The following is a 16,882-nucleotide window of genomic DNA, read 5'->3' as shown; positions in this document are numbered from 1 at the left end:
CCTCCATGACCGCACTCAACGCCACCCACGACCCGAAGCTGCGCAGCTGGGTCGCCGCCGCCAACGTGGCCGGCACCGACTTCCCGATCCAGAACCTGCCCTTCGGCCGCTTCCGCACGGCCGGCAGCAGCGAGGCCTTCCGCATCGGCGTGGCCATCGGCGACCAGATCCTCGACCTGCGCGCGGCCGGCCTCATCGACACCGACGACATGAACGTGCTGATGAACGCCAGTGTGAAAGACCGCCAGGCCCTGCGCGCCGCGATCTCCACGGGCCTGGCCGAAGGCAGCAGCCAGCAGGCTGCGTGGTCGAAGGCCCTGCTCGCGCAGGCCCAGGCCGAGATGACCGTGCCTTGCCGCATCGGCGACTACACCGACTTCTACACGGGCATCCACCACGCCACCACCATCGGCAAGCTGTTCCGTCCCGACCAGCCGCTGATGCCCAACTACAAGTGGGTGCCCATCGGCTATCACGGTCGCGCCTCGTCGATCGGCGTGAGCGGCCAGGTCTTCAAGCGCCCGCAAGGCCAGACCAAGGCACCCGATGCGGTGGCGCCGAGCTTCGGCCCCTCGAAGCGGCTGGACTACGAACTGGAGCTGGGCTTCCTCGTGGGCCGTGGCAATGCGCTGGGCGAACCCATCGCCATCGCCGACGCCGAAGACCACCTGTTCGGCGTGACCCTGCTCAACGACTGGTCCGCGCGCGACCTGCAGGCCTGGGAGTACCAGCCGCTGGGCCCGTTCCTGGCCAAGAACTTCGCGAGCACGCTGTCGCCCTGGATCGTGACGACCGACGCGCTGGCGCCGTTCCGCGCCAAGTTCGAGCGCCCCGCCGAAGACCCGCAACCGCTGCCCTACCTCGATGCACCCTCGAACCGCGCCAGCGGCGCACTCGACATCACGCTCGAAGTGCTGCTGCAGACCGCGAAGATGCGCGCCGACGGCGTGGCGCCCGTGCGCCTCACGCTGGGCAACACCACCGAGGCCGCCTACTGGACCGCCGCGCAGCTCATCACGCACCACACGGTGAACGGCTGCAACCTGCAGCCCGGCGACCTGCTGGGCTCGGGCACGCTGTCGGGCCCGCAGCCCGACCAGGCCGGTTCGCTGATGGAACTCACGCTGGGCGGCAAACAGCCGATCACGCTGCCGAACGGCGAGAAGCGCACCTTCCTGGAAGACGGCGACACGCTGGTGATGCGCGGCTGGTGCGAGCGCGAAGGCGCGGTGCGCATCGGGCTGGGTGAAGTCACCGGGACCGTGGTGGCCTGAGGTCCGGTGTTATCCCCTCTCCCCCAGAGGAGAGGGAGTCAACCCTTCAGGGCGTCGGCGCCGCCGACGATGCCGCGCCCGCAGGCGCCGGCGCAGCGACCGCCGTGGGCCACGCCACCTCGCTGCCCACACGCGGCTTGCCCATCGGCGCACCCGCGCGGCCGATGCGCACGGCGGCCATGTCGGCCTCGCTCGGGTACTGGTCCATGAGCCAGTAGTCGAACACGCGGCGCGCCAGCGGCGCCGCGGCGCCCGCACCCCAGCCCGCGTTCTCGACGATGACGGCGAGCGCGATCTTCGGGTTGTTGGCCGGTGCGTAGGCCATGAACAGCGCGTGGTCGCGTTGGTGTTCTTCGAGCGCGCGCGCGTTGTACTTGGTGTTCTTGGCCTGCGTCACCGCCTGCGCCGTGCCGGTCTTGCCGGCCGCCTGGTAGCCCGCGCCCGCGAACACGCCGCGCGCGGTGCCGCTGGTGACCACGCTGGTCAGGCCCTCGCGGATCACCGCGACGTTGGCCGCCGTGTAGCCGAGGTTCTCGGCCGGCGGCTGCGGCAGCGGCACGATCTGCCCGCTCACCGTGTTGCGCATCGCCAGTGCCACGTGCGGGCGGTGCTTCATGCCGCCGTCGGCCACGATGGCCGTCGCCTGCGCGAGCTGCAGCATGGTGAAGGCGTTGTAGCCCTGGCCGATGCCCAGCGAGATGGTCTCGCCCGCGTACCATTTTTTCTGCTCGGGTCGCTTGTAGGCGTTGCGCTTCCACTCGGTGCTCGGCAGCACGCCGCGCACCTCGCCGCCCAGGTCGATGCCGGTGATCTGGCCGAAGCCCATGGGCTTCATGAAGTCGTGGATGAGGTCCACGCCCATCTCGTTGGCCAGCGAGTAGTAGTAGATGTTGCTCGACAGCTGGATCGAGCGGCGCATGTCGACGCCGCCGATGTTGCCCTCGGGGCTGCCGAAGCGGTGGCCGCCGAAGTTGAAATAGCCGGGGTCGTTCACCACCACGTTGGCCGCGCGCTTGCCGGTCTGCAGCGCCGCCAGCGCCATGAAGGGCTTGTAGGTGGAGCCCGGCGGGTAGGTGCCGCGCAGCGCGCGGTTGAGCAGTGGCTTGTCGAGCGATTCGGTGAGCGCCGCCCAGCTTTCGGTGTCGATGCCTTCGACGAACAGGTTGGGATCGAACGTGGGCTTGCTCACGAAGGCCAGCACCTCGCCGGTCTTGGGGTCGATGGCCACGAGCGCACCGCGCCGGTCGCCGTACATGTCTTCGATCAGCTTCTGCAGCTTGATGTCCAGCGACAGCATGACGGTGTTGCCCGGCGTGGCCGGATGGCTCGCGAGCCGGCGCACGGCACGCCCGCCAGCCGAAGTTTCCATCTGCTCGACGCCGGTCTGGCCGTGCAGCATCTTCTCGTAGCTCTGCTCGACGCCGAGCTTGCCGATGTAGTCGGTGCCCTTGTAGTTGGCCTGGTCCTCCTCGTCCCAGTCTTCCATCGCGGTTTTTTCGCGCTGGTTGATGCGGCCGATGTAGCCCAGCACGTGCGAGGCCAGCTCGCCCTGCGGGTAGTTGCGGAACAGGCGCGCCTTGATCTCCACGCCCGGGAAGCGGTAGCGCTGCGCCGCGAAGCGCGCCACCTCTTCGTCGCTCAGGCGGGTGCGGATCGGAATGGAGTCGAAGCTGCGCGAGTCTTCGCGCAGGCGCTTGAAGCGGCGGCGGTCGCGCGGCGACACCTCGAGCACGCTGGTCAGGCTGTTGATGGTTTCCTCGACATCGCCGACCTTCGAGGGCGTGATCTCCAGCGTATAGGCCGAGTAGTTGGAGGCCAGCACGATGCCGTTGCGATCGAGGATGAGCCCCCGGTTCGGCACCACCGGCACCACGGCCGTGCGGTTGCTCTCGGCCTGCTCGGCCAGGTCTTCATGGCGCACCACCTGCAGGTACACCAGCCGCGAGCCCAACAGACTGAAGGCGAACAGCACCGCCAGGCCGATGACGATCACGCGGCGCTTGAAGCGCGCCAGATCGGCGGCAACGTTGCGGATTTCAGTCATGGCATCAGGAAGCTTAGGCGTGCGCAGGTGCGATGGCAAATGCGACGGAAAGAAGAACTTAGAGGGGTCGGTTCTCGTCGGGTTCCGGCGTGCGGCGCTGCGGTGCGAGCAGCAGCGCGGTGGCCAGCGGCCAGAGCGCCGCTTCGAGCGCCGGCGAGATCAGCACGCCCCAGCCCGGGAACACGCCGCCGCCGATCATGCGCGTGATCACCTCGATGAACTGCGACAGCGCAAACAGCGGCAGCACCTGCAGCGCCTGCGAGAGCACCGGGTACCAGAGCAGGCGCCGGTGGATCATGATCGCGAAGAAGCCCAGCGTGGTGTAGGACAGCGCATGCTGGCCCAGCATCGACGACTGGTGCACGTCCATGAGCAGGCCGAACATGAAGGCCGCGCCGATGCCCACGCGCGCGGGCTGGTGCACGCCCCAGAACACGATCACCAACGCCAGCAGGTCGGGCATCCAGGCGGCGCGGCCGATGGGAATCATGTTGACCAGCAGCGCCACGAGCAGGCTGGTCCACATGAAGACGGGGCTGACGGGCAGCAAGAGCTGCTGCTGGCCGGGGCGCTTGATCATCGCGTGGCTCCCGCGGGCTTCTTCTCGTTCTTGCCAGCGCCGGGCTTGCCGTCGGGGCGCTTGCGCTGGGTGGACGCAGCCTCGACGTGCGGCGGTGCCACCGGCGCGCCCGAAGGCTCGAGCACCAGCACATAGCGCGCCGCGGTCACGCGGGCCAGCGGCACGCAGTAGATGCGCGCAAAGGCCGAATCGGCGCGGCGCTCGATGCGCTCGATCTTCGCCACCGGCAGGCCGGCCGGGTAGATGCCGTCGACGCCGCTGGTAGAGAGCAGGTCGCCCTCCTGCAGGTCGGCATTGGCCGCCATGAAGCGCAGCTCCATGCCGCCGCCGTGCGCCGAGGCGTCGCCGAAGGCCACGCTGCGCACGCCGGTGCGGGTGTTCTGCACGGGAATGGCCAGGTCGCGGTCGATCACCAGCGTGACCTCGCTCGTGAAGGGCAGCACCTGCGTCACCTGGCCCAGCACGCCGCGCGCGTCGATCACCGGCGAGCCGGCCGCCACGCCCTGCGTGAGGCCCTGGTCGATGACGATCTTGCGCGTGTAGGGGTCGGCCGCGTCGTACAGCACCTCGGCCGGGCGGCCCGGCGTGGTGGTGGTCTGGCGCAGCTCGAGCAGCTCGCGCAGGCGGGCGTTGTCCTGTGCCAGCGTGTCAGCGCGGCTGGCGGTCTCGGCCTGCAGCATCAGGGCCTTGCGGGCCTCGTCTTCGTTGCGCTGCGCGGTCTGCAGCTCTTCGAAGTAGCGGCTGCCGCCCATCACCAGCATGACCGGCTTGAGCGCCGCCATCTGCACCGGGTAGAGCACCGCGCCGATGGCCGAGCGGATCGGCTTCACGAGGTGAAAGCGGGCGTCGGCGACCATGAGGAAGAGCGAGAGCGCGCCGAAGAAGATCAGCTTGCTGAGTGCCGATTGCCCCTGGTTGAACAGGGGTGGCGCTGTGCGATCGAGCGTGCCCAGAGGCATGTAGTCAGACCCGGCGGTGGTGCGGCATCAAATAACAAAAAGCCGGCCTGCGCAAGCAGAGGCCGGCCGATGATGGCTTTCGCCTTTTACTCGCTCGTGAAGATGCTGCCCAGACGGTCCATGCGTTCCAGGGCGATGCCGCAGCCGCGCACCACGCAGGTCAGCGGGTCTTCGGCCACGAGCACCGGCAGGCCGGTTTCCTCGGCGAGCAGGCGGTCGAGGTCGCGCAGCAGCGCGCCGCCGCCGGTGAGCATCATGCCGCGCTCGGCGATGTCGGCGCCCAGTTCGGGAGGCGTCTGTTCCAGCGCGTTCTTCACGGCCGAGACGATGTTGTTCAGGGGGTCGGTCAGGGCTTCCAGCACTTCGTTGCTGCTGATGGTGAAGCTGCGCGGCACGCCTTCGGACAGGTTGCGGCCCTTGACTTCCATTTCCTTGACTTCGGAGCCGGGGAAGGCCGAGCCGATGTTCTTCTTGATGACTTCGGCCGTCGGCTCGCCGATCAGCATGCCGTAGTTGCGGCGGATGTAGTTGATGATGGCTTCGTCGAAGCGGTCGCCGCCCACGCGGACCGAGCCCTTGTAGACCATGCCGCCCAGCGAGATCACGCCCACTTCGGTGGTGCCGCCGCCGATGTCGACCACCATCGAGCCCGAGGCTTCGCTGACGGGCAGGCCGGCGCCGATGGCCGCGGCCATGGGTTCTTCGATGAGGTAGACGGCGGTGGCGCCGGCGGCTTCGGCCGCGTCCTTGATGGCGCGGCGCTCGACCTGGGTCGAGCCGCAGGGCACGCAGATGATGATGCGCGGGCTCGGCGTGAGCAGCGTGCGCGGGTGCACCATCTTGATGAACTGCTTGATCATCTGCTCGGTGATCACGAAGTCGGCAATGACGCCGTCCTTCATCGGGCGGATCGCCTCGATGTTGCCGGGCACCTTGCCCAGCATGGCCTTGGCTTCGCGGCCGACGGCCTGGATCACCTTCTTGCCATGGGGGCCGCCTTCGTGGCGGATCGCGACCACGGAGGGCTCGTCCAGCACGATGCCCTTGTTGCGGGCGAAGATCAGGGTATTGGCGGTGCCGAGGTCGATCGCCAGGTCGGTGGAGAAGTACCGACGGAAAGCTCCAAACATGTGCGGAATCCTCTGAGCACGGCCTGCGCATCGGCAGGTCGTCGCTCTATTTTTGGGTCGTTTGACGGGGTGAATTGATCGTTTTTGGCGCAAAAGCCGGCGCGTTCGCGGGGGTTGCGGCAAAGGCGGGATAATAACCGAATCCCCTCTGAATCCCGTGTCGGCACCCTCTTCGGCGTGCGATTGCCTCTGGTTTTTTCGACCCGTCAGCCATCTATGTCTCTTTCCGCTTCCGATATTGCACGCATCGCCTCCCTGGCGCGGCTGCAGCTTGCCCCTGATGAAAGCGAGCGCATGCTCACTCAAATCAACGGCTTCTTCGATCTGGTCGAACGCATGCGCGCGGTCGACACCACCGGCGTCGAGCCGCTGGCGCACCCGGTGGCCGCGCTCGAAGACGTGACGCTGCGCCTGCGCGACGACGTCGTGAGCGAGCCGAACAACCGCGAAGCCAACCAGAAGAGCGCCCCGGCCGTCGAAGCCGGCCTGTTCCTCGTGCCCAAGGTGATCGAATGATGAGCAGCGGTGAACTGCACCAATTGAGCGTGGTCGCGCTGGCCAAGGCGCTGGCCGACCGCAAGGTTTCGGCCGTCGAGGCCTCGCAGGCCTTCTTGGGCCGCATGAAGGCCCACGAATCGCTCGGCACCTTCGTCGACGTCAACGAAGAAGTCACGCTGGCCCAGGCCCGCGCGGCCGACGCGCTCATCGCCAAGGGCAACGCGCCCGCGCTGGCCGGCGTGCCGATCGCGCACAAGGACATCTTCGTCACCACCGATTTCGCCACCACCGCCGGCTCGAAGATGCTCGCGGGCTACCGCTCGCCCTTCGACGCGACCGTGGTGCGCCGCCTCGCCGAAGCCGGCGCGGTCACGCTGGGCAAGCTCAGCTGCGACGAGTTCGCGATGGGCTCGGCCAACGAGAACGTCGCCGTGCCCGCCGTGGGCCACGACACCGCCGTGCCGGTGCGCAACCCCTGGAACCTCGAGCGCATTCCGGGCGGCTCGTCGGGCGCCAGCGCGGCGGCGGTCGCGGCACGCCTGGCCCCCGCGGCCACCGGCACCGACACCGGCGGCTCGATCCGCCAGCCCGCTTCGTTCTGCGGCGTGACCGGCATCAAGCCGACCTACGGCCGCGCCTCGCGCTACGGCATGGTGGCCTTCGCATCGAGCCTCGACCAGGCCGGCCCGATGGCCCGCTCGGCCGAAGACTGCGCGCTGCTGCTGTCGGCCTTCTGCGGCCCTGATCTCGACCGCGACTCGACCTCGCTCGACAAGCCTGCCGAAGACTTCGGCCGCTCGCTGAACGACTCGCTCGACGGCCTGCGCATCGGCGTGCCCAAGGAGTTCTTCGGCGACGGCGTGGCGCCCGGCGTGCGCGCCGCCATCGATGCGGCGCTCGCGCAGTACGAGAAGCTCGGCGCCAAGCGCGTCGAGGTCTCGCTGCCGCGCACCGAGCTGTCGATTCCCGTGTACTACATCCTGGCCGCGGCCGAGGCCTCGAGCAACCTGAGCCGCTTCGACGGCGTCAAGTTCGGCCACCGCGCCAAGCAGTACAAGGACCTGGCCGAGATGTACGAACGCACGCGCGCCGAAGGCTTCGGCGACGAGGTGAAGCGCCGCATCATGATCGGCACCTACGTGCTCTCGCACGGCTACTACGACGCCTACTACCTGCAGGCGCAGAAGGTGCGCCGCATGATCGCGGACGACTTCCAGCAGGCGCTGACGCAATGCGACGTGATCGCCGGCCCCGCCGCGCCGACCACCGCCTGGAAGATCGGCGAACACGGCGACGACCCCGTGGCCGACTACCTCGCCGACATCTTCACGCTGCCCGCCTCGCTCGCCGGCCTGCCCGGCATGAGCGTGCCCGCGGGCTTCGACGCAGGCATGCCCGTGGGCCTGCAGCTGATCGGCAACTACTTCGGCGAAGCGAAGCTGCTCAATGCAGCGCACCGCTTCCAGCAAGCCACCGACTGGCACACGCGCACGCCGGAGGGCTTCTGACATGAGCGAGACCGTGAACACCTTCGAAGCACAACAACAAGGCCGCCCGACCGGCCCGCTGGTGCGCGGCTATGAAGTCATCATCGGCTTCGAGACGCACGCGCAACTGTCGACCGCGAGCAAGATCTTCAGCCGCGCCTCCACGGCCTTCGGCGCCGAGCCCAACACGCAGGCCTGCGCGGTCGACCTGGCACTGCCCGGCACGCTGCCCGTGATGAACAAGGGCGCGGTCGAACGCGCCATCAAGCTGGGCCTGGCGCTGGGCTCGCACATCGCGCCGCGCAGCGTGTTCGCACGCAAGAACTACTTCTACCCCGACCTGCCCAAGGGCTACCAGATCAGCCAGTTCGAGATCCCGGTGGTGCAAGGCGGCGCGGTGTCGTTCTTCCTCGGCGAAGAGAAGAAGACCGTGCGCCTGGTGCGCGCCCACCTCGAGGAAGACGCGGGCAAGTCGCTGCACGAAGACTTCATCGGCCAGAGCGGCATCGACCTGAACCGCGCCGGCACGCCGCTCCTGGAAATCGTGACCGAGCCCGACATGCGCTCCACCGCCGAGGCCGTGGCCTATGCGAAGGAACTGCACAAGATCGTCACGTGGATCGGCATCTGCGACGGCAACATGCAGGAAGGGAGCTTTCGCTGCGACGCCAACGTGTCGGTGCGCAAGCCCGGCGACAAGCTCGGCACGCGCCGCGAGATCAAGAACCTGAACAGCTTCAAGTTCATGCAGCAGGCGATCGACTACGAGATCAACTCGCAGATCGACGAGCTCGAAGAGGGCCGCGCCATCGAGCAGGCCACCGTGCTGTTCGACCCCGCCACCGGCGAGACGCGCACCATGCGCACCAAGGAAGACGCGGCCGACTACCGCTACTTCCCCGACCCGGACCTGCCGCCCCTCGTGGTAGCCGCCGAATGGATCGAGCGCGTGCGCGCCACCATGCCCGAGCTGCCGCGTGCCACGGCCGAGCGCTATGTGCGCGACCACGGCCTGTCGGAATACGACGCCGCGCAGCTCACGCAAGGCGCGGCGCTGGCCCGCTACTTCGACGACGCGGTGAACGCCGGCGCGGCGCCCAAGCTGGCCAGCAACTGGATCACCGGCGAGATGGCGCGCCGACTGAACGCCGCCGAGATCGGCATCGAGGCCGCGCCCGTGAAGGCCGCGCAGCTCGCGCAGCTGGTGACGCGCATCGCCGACGGCACGCTGCCGAACAACGCCGCGCGCCAGGTGTTCGAAGCGCTGTGGAGCGGCGAAGGCAGCGATGTCGACGCGATCATCGAAGCGAAAGACCTGAAGCCGATGAACGACACCGGCGCGCTCGACAAGATCCTCGACGAGGTGATTGCCAAGAACGCGAAGAACGTCGAGGAATACCGCGGTGGCAAGGAAAAGGCGCTCAACGGCCTCGTGGGCCAGGTCATGAAGGCCAGCGGGGGCAAGGCCAACCCTGCGCAGGTCACCGAGCTGCTGAAAGCCAAGCTGGGCTGATCGCGAACGACGAGCCCCGGGGCCTTGCGCCAGGCCCCGGCCGGCTCGTTCAGCGCGGGTTGCCGCCGTTCTGCGGCGACCAGAGCGTCTTCAGGCGCCCGCGCTCTTCGTCGAAGCGCGCATTCACGCGCTTCTTCTCGTCTTCCTGCTCCGCGATGAAGCGGTTCTGCACGGCCACGCTCTGCGTGTTGTCCTCGATCCTGCGGCGCACCGCGCCGGGCGCCTTGCTCGTGTCCTGCTTGTAGAACTCGAGTTCTTCGTCGATCTTCTTGCGGTCGTCAGCGAGCTCGGCGATGCGCTTCTTCGCGGCCTGGATCACGGCGTCGATCTGCGACAGGGCCTCGACGCGCTCGCGGTCGTGCGTGGTGGCGTTGGGGTAGCGCACCAGCAGCGCGCGCTCGCGGCGGCGCTCGTCGATGAGCCGCGCGGCCTGGATGGCGGCTTCGCGCGCGCGGTCCTCGCGCTCCTGCTGCTCGCGCGCCGTGTAGGTCGGCTCCAGCTTGCGGCGCACCGTGCCGCTCGGGCCCAGCTCGCGCTGCTCGCGGTCGCTGCACTCGGCGATCGGCCGGTCGGCCGTGAGCGTGCGCCCGCGCGCATCGACGCAGGTGTAGATGCCGACGCCGGGCCCGTCCGTCCTGGCGGGCTGGGCCAGCGCCGTTGCGCACGACGACAGGGCCGCCAGGCCCAGCCACAGCGACGCCACGGCGGCGGCAGAAGAGGGATCGCGCGCGGGGCGTCGCATCAGCGCTGCGTCTCAGGCGCCGTAGCGCGTGCGGTAGGCCAGCACGCGCTCGCGGTGCGCGCCAAGGTCGGCGGCGGCGTTGCCCGAGAGGTAGCTCAGCAGGTCGTCCAGCGTGGCGATGGGCACCACCGCGAGGCCGAGCTGGTTGCGCACGTACTGCACGGCGCTGTGGTCCACGTCGACGCCGTTCTCGGTGGCTTTTTCCTGCCGGTCCAGGGCGATGGCCACGGCATGCGGCGTGGCGCCTGCAGCCTGGATCGCGGCGATGGATTCGCGCACCGCGGTGCCGGCCGACATCACGTCGTCGACGATCAGCACGCGGCCCTTGAGGGGCGCGCCCACCAGATTGCCGCCTTCGCCGTGCGCCTTGGCTTCCTTGCGGTTGTAGGCGAAGGGGTAGTTGCGCCCGCGGCGGGCCAGCTCGGCGGCCACGGTGGCGCCCAGCGGGATGCCCTTGTAGGCGGGGCCGAAGATCATGTCGAACTCGAGGCCGCTTTCGACCAGGCGGTCTGCATAGAATCCGGCGAGCCGCGCGATCTTGGCGCCGTCGTCGAAGAGGCCCGAATTGAAGAAATACGGGCTCATGCGACCGGCCTTGGTCTTGAATTCGCCGAAGCGAAGCACGCCGGCGTCGAGCGCGAACTGGACGAAGTCCTGTGCCACCGCGCTGCTTGTCTGACCGTCTACAGCCATTGGAAATTCCTTGTGTTCAAACTGACCAGTCTCAATCTCAATGGCCTGCGCTCGGCGGCCACCAAGGGCGTCGCCGACTGGGTGGCCGAACTCGCGCCGGATTGTATTTGCATGCAGGAGATCCGCGTCCAGGCCAGCGATGTCGAGGGCCGCTTCGAGCAGATGGCCGGCCTGCAGGGCCACTTCCACTTTGCCGAGAAAAAAGGCTACGCGGGCACCGCCGTCTACACGAAGCATGCGCCCAGCGCCGTGGTGGTGGGCTGGGGTGATCCCGAATTCGACGCCGAAGGCCGCTACCTCGAGCTGCGCTTCGACACGCCGAAACGCAAGTTCTCGGTGATCAGCTGCTACTTCCCGAGCGGCAGCTCGGGCGAAGAGCGCCAGGCCGCCAAGTTCCGCTTCCTGAAGGGCTTCTTCCCGCACCTGGTGGCGCTGAAGAAGGAGCGCGAGTTCATCCTGTGCGGCGACATCAACATCGCGCACCAGGAAATCGACCTGAAGAACTGGCGCGGCAACCAGAAGAACAGCGGCTTCCTGCCCGAGGAACGCGCCTGGATGACGCGCCTGCTCGACGCCGGCACCGAAGGCGCCGGCCTGGTGGACGTGTACCGCCGCCTCAAGCCCGACACCACGGGCGACGCCTACACCTGGTGGAGCAACCGCGGCCAGGCCTACGCGAACAACGTGGGATGGCGGCTGGACTACCACCTCGCGACCCCGGCCATGGGCGCACTGGCGCGCACCGAGGCGATCTACAAGACGGTCAAGTTCAGCGACCACGCGCCGATCACGGTGGAGTACGACTTCACGCTGTAAGTCGCCCGCCCGTCGATGCCCATCCCGACTCCGTCTCCTTCCACGAGCCCCTCCGCGCCACCTGCCGCGACGGCGGTTTATCTGCCGCGCGACGTGGTGAACGCGCCCGAGGTCAAGGCCGCGATCGCGCGCCGCAGCGCCGAGCGCGGCGACGACGCCGACATGGCGGCCTGGCTGCTGAACCACTTCTTCCGCTGGGCCATCGGCAGCTTCGGCAACGTGCTGCCGGTGCAGTCGCCCGCCGACTACCTGGCCGCGGCCGGGCCCGACAAGCCGCTGCCCGAGTGGCTGGCCAGGCAGCTGCAGCCGCGCACCCCTGTCGCGGTGAACGCGGCGTCCGCGCAGGACAAGGAAAAGTCCAAAGGCCACAAGGCCGAATCGCCGGCCGCCGAAGCCGCCCCGAAAACTTTCTACTACCTCGACCCCGACCACCTGCTGCTGGTCGACCGCGAACGCATGCTGGTCGAGTTCTTGCGCTCGCGGCGCGGCACGCGGCTCGAACAGAAGCTGCAGCGCATCACCTGCTTCATGGCCATGGCCCTGTGGGAGCAGGAGCACCAGCGCATGCAGGCCAAGCGCAACAAGGGCTGGGTGCCCAGCAGCGGCCTGGCACTGAAGGAAGTGCTGCGCACGCCCAACGGCGTGATCTTCGAGTTCATCGGCAGCCATGCGGCCTTGCGCGAGGAAATGGCCTACGAGTCGTTCCACATGCAGCACTGCCTGGGCCAGTTCGCCAACATCAAGAAGCTGAACGGCGGCTACGGCGAGCAGTACGCGAGCGCGGCGCAGAGCGGCCGGCTGCGCCTGTTCACGCTGCGCAGTGCGGGCAACCTGCCGCACGTGACCATCAGCCTCGAAGTGCATGCCGACGGGCTGCGCGTCGACCAGATCAAGGGCAAGCAGAACCGCCACCCGATCCGCAAGTACGCGGACGACGTGCTGCAGTTCCTGCGCACGCTGCCGCCGCGCGGTGAGCGCCACAGCGACTGCGAGGGCATGGGCCTGGTGTTCGAGCCCGAGGCCTCGGACGCCGCCCGGGGCGAATGGAAGTTCGTGACCGACGTGCAGAGCCCCGACTTCCTGCTCAGCGTGATGAGCGGCAACTTCCACCTGATCGAGCACTTCGAGCAGCCGCCGCCGGCGCTGCAATGGCTGCTGCTGCGCATCGCGCCGCACGAACTGGCGCGGCTGCGGCAGATGGACGTGGCGGTGGCCGCCGCCGCCCGGCTGACGCTGCCCGCGAACCGGCTGCCGCCGGCGCTGCAGGCGGCCCCCACGCCGGCGCCCGCCGCGATGCTGGAGATCGAAGGCATCTCGCTGAGCGCCGCCGTGTGCGCGCCGCCGCTGGGGGCCGCATTGCCATGACGCAGGCCATCGTCATCGTTGTGTTCCTGGGCCTGCTGTACCTCGGGGTGCGCATCGCGTGGTTCGTCGTGCGCACCGCGTTCCGTATCGTCGTGCGCGGCTCGGGCACGGCGATCGGCCACATGGAAAAGGCCAACGCCGACCTCGCGGTGCGCGCCGCACAGGCCAAGGCCGACGCCGGCAAGGTGGTGCCCAACCGCCGCCGCTGGGCGCTGGCGCTCGGCGACATCCTGCTGCTGCGCAACGGCCTGCGCTGCGACAGCGACACGCTGGCGCTCGACGTGCCCGCCGAGCAGCGCCAGCGGCTGGCCAAACAGGTGCTGCGCGAAATGAACATGGCCGCCGACCTGCCCGAGCGCGACATCACCACGCAGATGCAGGCCGCGCTGGTCGGCTGGGTCGGCGGGCTCGGCCGCACCCACGCCAACTTCTACGAACAGCTCGCGGCCGAAGGCCAGGTGCGCGACGCGCTGGCCTTCGACTGCGCGCGCACCGCCTTCCTGGTGCGCTGCATCGCGCTGCTGGGCTGGGTGCCCGAGTCGCAGGCCTGGCTCGTGCTGTTCCTCAACGCGCAGCGCGCGCAGGACAGCTTCGAGAGCTGGGAAGACTTCGGCCACGCCTATGCGCGAGCCCGGCTGCACTGGCTGCGCATCAGCAGCCAGGACGGCCCCGCCTCGTCGCGCGCCACGCTGGAAGTGCAGGAGCACCTGCAGAACACCCAGGGCAACTGGCTCACGCTGCCCTGGAAGCGCTACCGCATCTTCGATCCCCAACCCGTCACTCTCGCCCCCGCCGCGTCGGCCTGACGCGCGAGCCCCGCCCATGACCACACACACGCCCCCCGCCGCAGCGACCGTGATTCCCCCCGCGCCCGCGCGCTGGAAGCTCTGCGACATCGACGCCCTGCTGCGCGCCGGCGATTACGCCGCGCTCGACCAGCGGCTCGACGACGCGCTGGCTGCCAGCTTTCAAGACCGCGACGAGGAAGAGCGCTACTACGGCGCCTTGCCCGACGACCTGGCCGGCTGCACCGCCGCCGGCGCCGAAGGGCTGGCCCGCCTGGCCGCGTGGCAGGCCGCCAACCCGCAATCGGCCCACGCCTGGCTGTGCGAAGCGCACTACTGGTACCACTGGGCCTACGAGTACCGCGGCTCGGGCTGGGCCAGCACGGTCACGGCGCTCGGCTGGGAATGCGCCCATGCCTGCGCCACGCGCTGCGCCGTGGCCGCGCTGCGCGCACTCACGCTCGCGCCCACGATGTGGACCGCCTGCGCCCTGCTGCTGCAGAGCACCTCGGCCTTCAACGAGCCCGACTGGCTGACCGAGCTGGTGCGCAGCGGCCGCTGGCCCGACAAGCCGCTGCAGCACGACTTTTCGCTGGACGACGATGCGGCCACCCGCGACGAGCTGCTGGCGCAGCTCGCGCGCTCCGGCCTGGCGCACGACGAGCGCGTCGCCTGCCCCGAGGCCGCGCCCACCGCCCTGCCCTCGCCCGTGCAGGGCCGCAAGGTGATCAGCGGCACGTCCTACTGGATCCACGCCACGCTGCACGTGCACCCGCGGCTGTTCTTCTTCATGCGCCAGTGCGTCTGGTTCCAGCAGCCGCGCTGGGGCGGCAGCCACGAGCGCGTGCGCGCCTTCATCGCCTCGCCCGCCTGCGCCCACCTGAGCGAGGTCGAGAAAGACCGGCTGCGCCACGAAATCTGGCGCGACGACTACCAGGGCAACAGCGTCGACAAGGACGAAGACCCGGCCGAAGCGCAGCAGCGCATGGCCGCCACGCGCCAGCGCGCCCAGGAGGCGCTCTACCCCTACCACCGCTGGGAAACCCTGCGCTGGCTGGCCGTGAGCCACTACATGCTCGACCAGCATGCCGAAGCGCTGGCCTGCCTGCGCGAGGCCGAGAGCCACCACCCCATCGACGACGACTACGCCATGAACATGGCGGTGCACGTCGCCCTGGAGCAGGACCCCGGCGGCCAGTGGCTGGGCCAAGCCATCTGCAACAGCGCCAACGCCTACGAATGCAACACCGCGCTGATCCTGCACGGCTACTGCAGCCTGAAAGGCGCCTTCGGCTTCGTGCCCAACGCGGCGACCGGCAACGCCTGGCTGGCGGCCGCGCGCGAACGCAACGCCGGCACCGAGAACTGGGACGACCTGGCGCGCGCACTGTGGCGCGTGCCGCGCAACCAGGAAGCCTTCGAGATCCTGGAGATGGGGCTGGCCGCCGGCGACAAATCGTGCCTGCTCACGCTCGGCCTCTTCCATGCCGGCGGCGTGCACGGCCCGAAAGACCGGCAACAGGCGATGCACTTCTACGGCCAGGCGGCACAGGCCGGCAACAGCGTCGCAGCCTACAAGCTGGGCTACCTCTGCCACGACATGGCCTGGGAAGACGCCACGCCCGCGGCGCAACGCCCCGCGCTGCAGGCGCAGGCGGTCGAGGCCATGATGAAGGCCCGCGAACTGGGCCACGACGACGCCACCGAGGGCGCGCTGATGTTCATCAGCGACCTGTCCGACATCCCCGTGCGCCACCGCCACCTGGACTTCGTGCGCGAGCACGCCACCAATGGCGACGCCATCGCCATGGCCACGCTGTCGACCCTGCTGGCCGACGCCAGCGACAAGGTGCTCTACAACTACCGCGAGAGCGTGCGCTGGATCATGGGCGCGCAGGCCGTGGCGCCCGAGGACGAGTTCGTGGTGAACGTGACCAAGAACACCCACCAGGACGGCTTCCTGTCGTCCACGCTCTACAAGCTCACGCGCCGGCAGATCAAGGCGCACGAGATCCCGGGCGGCGACAACGCGATGGTGTAACGGCTAGCGGGACAGCGCTGGCAAGGCCTTCGCCAACGTCTCGCTGAAGGCGCGCATCGCCTCGGTCTCGTGCGTGCCGCGCTTGGTCAGGCGAAAGAAGTCCATGCCCACGCGCGGCTTCAGCAGCACGTCGGTCTTCACGCGGTGACGGCGGCAGGCCGCCAGCGCGAAGGTGGGCATCACGGCGGTGCCGAAGCCGGCCTCGACCATCGAGATCAGCGTGCCGAAGAAGTTGAAGGCGGGCCGCTGCGCGTCGGCCAGGCCGATCTCGCCGAGCTGGCGCTCGATCACCTTCTGGATCGGGTTGCCGGGCGGCAGGCCGATCAGCGTGGCGCCGCGCAGCGCGGACCAGGGCGCGGTGCCGACCGGTTCGCCGTCGGCCGTGGCCTGCGTGACGCGCATCAGCTCGAAGCGCCCCACGGGCGTGCGGTCGAGCCCCGCCGCGGCCTTGAAGAAGAAGCCCAGGCCGAGGTCGGCCTCGCCCGCGGCCACCATCGCTTCCACGTCGCGCAGGTCGGCGTCGAAAAGGCGCAGCGCGACCTGCGGATGCGCCTGGCGAAAACTCGCGAACACCCAGGGCAGCAGGTGCGAGGACACCAGCGGCGTGGCCGCGATGCGCAGCGTCTGGCGCGCCGCATCGCCCTCGGCGCCGAGCTCGGCGGCCACGTCGTCGAGGTCGGTGACGAGCCGCTCCACCACCGGCAGCAGCCGGCGCCCGGCCGGCGTGAGGCTCACCATGCGCGTGGTGCGGTCGAACAGGCGGCAGCCGAGCTGCCTCTCCATCTCGCGGATCAGGATGCTCAGGCCGGCCTGGGTGATGTGCGCCTGCTCCGCCGCGCGGGTGAAGTTGCCGATGCGCGCCACCTGCAGGAAGGCGCGCATCTGGCGCGTGGTCAGGTTCATAAGGATTCATGATAAATCCATATCACATCTAAATTTCCCATATGCCTCGTTT

General features: G+C 69.0%; 15 protein-coding genes. 8 read left to right on the top strand and 7 right to left on the bottom strand.

The window, feature by feature from the left end:
* The first annotated feature begins 5 nt into the window (after nucleotides 1–5).
* Complete coding sequence (gene fahA, locus AC3WQM_RS24885; protein WP_492682463.1) at nucleotides 6–1,274, top strand: fumarylacetoacetase; 1,269 nt, start codon at nucleotides 6–8, stop codon at nucleotides 1,272–1,274.
* Between the two features lie 46 nt (nucleotides 1,275–1,320).
* Here fahA and mrdA read toward each other — a convergent pair whose 3' ends face one another.
* The 4 genes from mrdA to AC3WQM_RS24865 all read right to left on the bottom strand — a co-directional run bounded on the left by mrdA (nucleotide 1,321) and on the right by AC3WQM_RS24865 (nucleotide 5,987).
* Complete coding sequence (gene mrdA, locus AC3WQM_RS24880; protein ID WP_489060232.1) at nucleotides 1,321–3,318, bottom strand: penicillin-binding protein 2; 1,998 nt, start codon at nucleotides 3,316–3,318, stop codon at nucleotides 1,321–1,323.
* Between the two features lie 58 nt (nucleotides 3,319–3,376).
* The gene (mreD, locus tag AC3WQM_RS24875; RefSeq protein WP_492682461.1) at nucleotides 3,377–3,898 is read right to left on the bottom strand and encodes a rod shape-determining protein MreD; all 522 of its coding nucleotides are present in this window, start codon (nucleotides 3,896–3,898) and stop codon (nucleotides 3,377–3,379) included.
* Complete coding sequence (gene mreC / locus AC3WQM_RS24870; protein ID WP_489060233.1) at nucleotides 3,895–4,857, bottom strand: rod shape-determining protein MreC; 963 nt, start codon at nucleotides 4,855–4,857, stop codon at nucleotides 3,895–3,897. The genes mreD and mreC overlap by 4 nt, the downstream gene beginning before the upstream one ends.
* Nucleotides 4,858–4,943: 86 nt before the next feature.
* A complete protein-coding gene (locus AC3WQM_RS24865) occupies nucleotides 4,944–5,987 on the bottom strand; it encodes a rod shape-determining protein (protein WP_056583929.1) in 1,044 nt (347 codons plus the stop codon).
* 216 nt (nucleotides 5,988–6,203) lie between these two features.
* On the opposite strand from AC3WQM_RS24865, the gene gatC reads away from it, so the two are divergent.
* From gatC to gatB, 3 genes are read left to right on the top strand one after another with little or no spacing between them, the layout of a single operon-like run.
* Nucleotides 6,204–6,503, top strand: coding sequence for an Asp-tRNA(Asn)/Glu-tRNA(Gln) amidotransferase subunit GatC (gene gatC / locus AC3WQM_RS24860; RefSeq protein ID WP_056583926.1), 300 nt, complete (start codon nucleotides 6,204–6,206; stop codon nucleotides 6,501–6,503).
* A complete protein-coding gene (gatA, locus tag AC3WQM_RS24855; RefSeq protein ID WP_492682459.1) occupies nucleotides 6,503–7,993 on the top strand; it encodes an Asp-tRNA(Asn)/Glu-tRNA(Gln) amidotransferase subunit GatA in 1,491 nt (496 codons plus the stop codon). Before gatC ends, gatA begins: the two co-directional genes overlap by 1 nt.
* Before the next feature lies 1 nt (nucleotide 7,994).
* On the top strand, nucleotides 7,995–9,485 hold the full coding sequence (gene gatB, locus AC3WQM_RS24850) for an Asp-tRNA(Asn)/Glu-tRNA(Gln) amidotransferase subunit GatB (protein ID WP_492682457.1): 1,491 nt from the start codon (nucleotides 7,995–7,997) through the stop codon (nucleotides 9,483–9,485).
* A gap of 49 nt (nucleotides 9,486–9,534) precedes the next feature.
* Here the strand turns inward: gatB and AC3WQM_RS24845 are convergent, their stop codons facing one another.
* Nucleotides 9,535–10,227, bottom strand: coding sequence for a DUF4124 domain-containing protein (locus tag AC3WQM_RS24845; protein ID WP_492682455.1), 693 nt, complete (start codon nucleotides 10,225–10,227; stop codon nucleotides 9,535–9,537).
* 12 nt (nucleotides 10,228–10,239) lie between these two features.
* Complete coding sequence (gene pyrE, locus AC3WQM_RS24840; protein ID WP_056583914.1) at nucleotides 10,240–10,920, bottom strand: orotate phosphoribosyltransferase; 681 nt, start codon at nucleotides 10,918–10,920, stop codon at nucleotides 10,240–10,242.
* A gap of 12 nt (nucleotides 10,921–10,932) precedes the next feature.
* Here pyrE and AC3WQM_RS24835 point away from each other — a divergent pair, with 12 nt between their 5' ends.
* The 4 genes from AC3WQM_RS24835 to AC3WQM_RS24820 are packed head-to-tail and all read left to right on the top strand — an operon-like array spanning nucleotide 10,933 to nucleotide 15,927.
* Nucleotides 10,933–11,736, top strand: coding sequence for an exodeoxyribonuclease III (locus AC3WQM_RS24835; protein WP_489060242.1), 804 nt, complete (start codon nucleotides 10,933–10,935; stop codon nucleotides 11,734–11,736).
* Nucleotides 11,737–11,751: 15 nt separating this feature from the next.
* A complete protein-coding gene (locus tag AC3WQM_RS24830) occupies nucleotides 11,752–13,101 on the top strand; it encodes a hypothetical protein (protein ID WP_492682453.1) in 1,350 nt (449 codons plus the stop codon).
* Nucleotides 13,098–13,907 (top strand): DUF1266 domain-containing protein, encoded by an 810-nt coding sequence (locus AC3WQM_RS24825; RefSeq protein ID WP_492682451.1) that lies wholly within the window; start codon nucleotides 13,098–13,100, stop codon nucleotides 13,905–13,907. The genes AC3WQM_RS24830 and AC3WQM_RS24825 overlap by 4 nt, the downstream gene beginning before the upstream one ends.
* Before the next feature lie 16 nt (nucleotides 13,908–13,923).
* Entirely contained in the window at nucleotides 13,924–15,927 is a 2,004-nt protein-coding gene (locus AC3WQM_RS24820) for a DUF4034 domain-containing protein (protein WP_492682449.1), read from the top strand.
* Between the two features lie 3 nt (nucleotides 15,928–15,930).
* Here AC3WQM_RS24820 and AC3WQM_RS24815 read toward each other — a convergent pair whose 3' ends face one another.
* On the bottom strand, nucleotides 15,931–16,830 hold the full coding sequence (locus AC3WQM_RS24815; RefSeq protein WP_492682447.1) for a LysR family transcriptional regulator: 900 nt from the start codon (nucleotides 16,828–16,830) through the stop codon (nucleotides 15,931–15,933).
* Nucleotides 16,831–16,882: the final 52 nt, after the last annotated feature.

The sequence above is a fragment of the Variovorax sp. FW301-JW7 genome (genome assembly GCF_058788795.1).
This window is presented reverse-complemented; position numbering and strand designations above follow the sequence as displayed.

Bases quoted from the DNA above. Each gene is read 5' to 3' on its own strand.
- mrdA (WP_489060232.1), bottom strand. From the start codon at position 3,318: ATGACTGAAATCCGCAACGTTGCCGCCGATCTGGCGCGCTTCAAGCGC.
- AC3WQM_RS24830 (WP_492682453.1), top strand. From the start codon at position 11,752: ATGCCCATCCCGACTCCGTCTCCTTCCACGAGCCCCTCCGCGCCACCT.
- AC3WQM_RS24815 (WP_492682447.1), bottom strand. From the start codon at position 16,830: ATGAACCTGACCACGCGCCAGATGCGCGCCTTCCTGCAGGTGGCGCGC.
- fahA (WP_492682463.1), top strand. From the start codon at position 6: ATGACCGCACTCAACGCCACCCACGACCCGAAGCTGCGCAGCTGGGTC.
- AC3WQM_RS24825 (WP_492682451.1), top strand. From the start codon at position 13,098: ATGACGCAGGCCATCGTCATCGTTGTGTTCCTGGGCCTGCTGTACCTC.
- AC3WQM_RS24845 (WP_492682455.1), bottom strand. From the start codon at position 10,227: ATGCGACGCCCCGCGCGCGATCCCTCTTCTGCCGCCGCCGTGGCGTCG.
- AC3WQM_RS24820 (WP_492682449.1), top strand. From the start codon at position 13,924: ATGACCACACACACGCCCCCCGCCGCAGCGACCGTGATTCCCCCCGCG.
- pyrE (WP_056583914.1), bottom strand. From the start codon at position 10,920: ATGGCTGTAGACGGTCAGACAAGCAGCGCGGTGGCACAGGACTTCGTC.
- mreD (WP_492682461.1), bottom strand. From the start codon at position 3,898: ATGATCAAGCGCCCCGGCCAGCAGCAGCTCTTGCTGCCCGTCAGCCCC.
- mreC (WP_489060233.1), bottom strand. From the start codon at position 4,857: ATGCCTCTGGGCACGCTCGATCGCACAGCGCCACCCCTGTTCAACCAG.
- gatC (WP_056583926.1), top strand. From the start codon at position 6,204: ATGTCTCTTTCCGCTTCCGATATTGCACGCATCGCCTCCCTGGCGCGG.
- gatA (WP_492682459.1), top strand. From the start codon at position 6,503: ATGAGCAGCGGTGAACTGCACCAATTGAGCGTGGTCGCGCTGGCCAAG.
- gatB (WP_492682457.1), top strand. From the start codon at position 7,995: ATGAGCGAGACCGTGAACACCTTCGAAGCACAACAACAAGGCCGCCCG.
- AC3WQM_RS24865 (WP_056583929.1), bottom strand. From the start codon at position 5,987: ATGTTTGGAGCTTTCCGTCGGTACTTCTCCACCGACCTGGCGATCGAC.